The 3,175-nt window shown below is 53.0% G+C and carries 2 rRNA genes; both read left to right on the top strand.

The window, feature by feature from the left end:
- Nucleotides 1-93 precede the first annotated feature (93 nt).
- A 16S ribosomal RNA gene (locus G437_RS0110320) occupies nucleotides 94-1,632 on the top strand.
- A 274-nt stretch (nucleotides 1,633-1,906) separates the two neighbouring features.
- Nucleotides 1,907-3,175 (top strand): 23S ribosomal RNA (locus G437_RS11530); the annotation flags it as partial.

The raw sequence follows: 3,175 nt of genomic DNA, 5'->3' as shown, positions 1-3,175 counted from the left end.
GTGTGGGCTTTGCACTTCTTTTTTGGTTGTGTGAGTCTGTTTTTTGTTTTTTTGGTTGGGATTGCCCTTTTTTGGGTGTTTTCTGAATGTTTTTGTTTGGAGAGTTTGATCCTGGCTCAGGACGAACGCTGGCGGCGTGCTTAACACATGCAAGTCGAACGGGATCCATTGGTGCTTGCACTTTTGGTGAGAGTGGCGAACGGGTGAGTAACACGTGAGTAACCTGCCCTTTTCTTTGGGATAAGCCTGGGAAACTGGGTCTAATACTGGATGTTCCGGCTTCCTCGCATGGGGTTGTTGGGAAAGGTTTTTTCTGGATTGGGATGGGCTCGCGGCTTATCAGCTTGTTGGTGGGGTGATGGCTTACCAAGGCTTTGACGGGTAGCCGGCCTGAGAGGGTGGTCGGTCACACTGGGACTGAGATACGGCCCAGACTCCTACGGGAGGCAGCAGTGGGGGATATTGCACAATGGACGCAAGTCTGATGCAGCGACGTCGTGTGGGGGATGAAGGCCTTCGGGTTGTAAACTCCTTTCGCCTGCGGAAAAGGCAGGGTTTTGGCCTTGTTGATGGTAGTGGGTAAAGAAGCGCCGGCTAACTACGTGCCAGCAGCCGCGGTAATACGTAGGGCGCGAGCGTTGTCCGGAATTATTGGGCGTAAAGGGCTCGTAGGCGGTTTGTCGCGTCTAGCGTTTAAGGCTCGGGCTTAACCCGGGTTTGCGTTGGGTACGGGCAGGCTTGAGTGCGGTAGGGGTAACTGGAATTCCTGGTGTAGCGGTGGAATGCGCAGATATCAGGAGGAACACCGGTGGCGAAGGCGGGTTACTGGGCCGTTACTGACGCTGAGGAGCGAGAGCGTGGGGAGCGAACAGGATTAGATACCCTGGTAGTCCATGCTGTAAACGTTGGGCACTAGGTGTGGGGGCTGGTTTCATGGTTTCCGCGCCGTAGCTAACGCATTAAGTGCCCCGCCTGGGGAGTACGGCCGCAAGGCTAAAACTCAAAGGAATTGACGGGGGCCCGCACAAGCGGCGGAGCATGCGGATTAATTCGATGCAACGCGAAGAACCTTACCAAGGCTTGACATGCACCGCGAGACTGCAGAGATGTGGTTGCCTTCGGGGTGGTGTGCAGGTGGTGCATGGTTGTCGTCAGCTCGTGTCGTGAGATGTTGGGTTAAGTCCCGCAACGAGCGCAACCCTTGTCTCATGTTGCCAGCACGTTTGGGTGGGGACTCGTGAGAGACTGCCGGGGTTAACTCGGAGGAAGGTGGGGATGACGTCAAATCATCATGCCCCTTATGTCTTGGGCTTCACGCATGCTACATTGGTGTCTACAGAGGGTTGCTATTCCGTGAGGTTGAGCGAATCTCTTAAAGGGCATCTTGGTTCGGATCGCAGTCTGCAACTCGACTGCGTGAAGGTGGAGTCGCTAGTAATCGCAGATCAGCATTGCTGCGGTGAATACGTTCTCGGGCCTTGTACACACCGCCCGTCACGTCACGAAAGTTGGTAACACCCGAAGCCTGTGGCCTAACCTTTTTGGGGGGAGTGGTCGAAGGTGGGGCTAGCGATTGGGACGAAGTCGTAACAAGGTAGCCGTACCGGAAGGTGCGGCTGGATCACCTCCTTTCTAAGGAGCACTTTTTGGCCCCTGTTGTTTTGGCTGCTGTTGTTGGTGGTCTGGGGGTTGGTGTTTTTATATGGGACCACACATTTGAGGGTTTTTGGACACACTATCGGGTGCTGGATCAATTCTGTTGGTTCTGGCTCTTTTCTGCTGGCTTTCTTTTTGGGGGTTGGTGGTTTGTGGGTTGGTTGTTTTGTGAACTGTATAGTGGACGTGAGTGTCTTTGTTGATGCTTTTTTCGAGTTTTTGAACTTGTTGTTTTTGGTTTGTTCTTGTTTTGTTAGTTGCTATGGGCGTTCGGTGGATGTCTTGGCACGAGTGGCTGATGAAGGACGTGGCGGCCTGCGTTATTCCCTGGGGAGTTGGCGAGCGAGCGTTGATCTGGGGGTTTCCGAATGGGGTAACCTAGTCTCTTTTTTGGGGGCTACTGCATGCTGAATTGATAGGTGTGTGGGAGGTACGAGGGGAAGTGAAACATCTTAGTACCCTTAGGAGAAGATATTTCGTGAGTAGTGGTGAGCGAAAGCGGATGATGGCTAAACCGTGTGCGTGTGATACTCGGCAGGGGTTGCGTGTGCGGTGTTGTGGGGTCTTTTTGTTGCTTGTCTGCCGGCGAGTGGATTCCGGGATGATTGTTTTGGTGAAGGGTTTGGAATGGCCTGCCGTAGTGCGTGAGAGTCGTGTAGTCTTTGATGATTGTTCTGGTTTGGAAAAGGTGCCCGAGTAGTGCGGGGCTCGTGGAATCTCGTGTGAATCTGCCCAGACCACTGGGTAAGCCTGAATACTTACTTGTGACCGATAGTGGATTAGTACCGTGAGGGAATGGTGAAAAGTACCCCGGGAGGGGAGTGAAATAGTTCCTGAAACCGGGCGCTTACAAGCCGTCAGAGCCTGTTTTGTTGGGTGATGGCGTGCCTATTGAAGAATGAGCCTGCGAGTTAGTGGCATGTGGCTTGGTTAACCCGTGTGGGGTAGTCGTAGCGAAAGCGAGTCTGATAAGGGCGTTTGGTCGCGTGTTCTAGACCCGAAGCGGGGTGATCTACGCATGGTCAGGTTGAAGCTATGGTAAGACGTGGTGGAGGACCGAACCCACTTCAGTTGAAAATGGAGGGGATGAACTGTGCGTAGGGGTGAAAGGCCAATCAAACTCCGTGATAGCTGGTTCTCCCCGAAATGCATTTAGGTGCAGCGTTGAGTTTAGGTTTGTGTGAGGTAGAGCTACTGGTTGGTTGATGGGTCTTGTTGGTTACTGAGACCAGCCAAACTCCGAATGCGCATTAAACTGTTGCTTGGCAGTGAGACAGCGGGGGATAAGCTTCGTTGTCAAAAGGGAAACAGCCCAGATCGCCGGTTAAGGCCCCTAAGGGTGTGCTTAGTGGGAAAGGATGTGTAGTTGCTGTGACAGCCAGGAGGTTGGCTTAGAAGCAGCCATCCTTGAAAGAGTGCGTAATAGCTCACTGGTTTAGTGATTGCGCGCCGATAATTTAGCGGGGCTTAAGCATACCGCCGATACCGTGGCTTCCACATTTTGCTGGCTGCCTTTTTT

It is taken from the genome of Winkia neuii subsp. neuii DSM 8576, assembly GCF_000420405.1.
Classification (GTDB): domain Bacteria; phylum Actinomycetota; class Actinomycetes; order Actinomycetales; family Actinomycetaceae; genus Winkia; species Winkia neuii.
The sequence above is the reverse complement of the archived record's forward strand: the minus strand, read 5'-3'. Positions and strand labels throughout refer to the sequence as shown.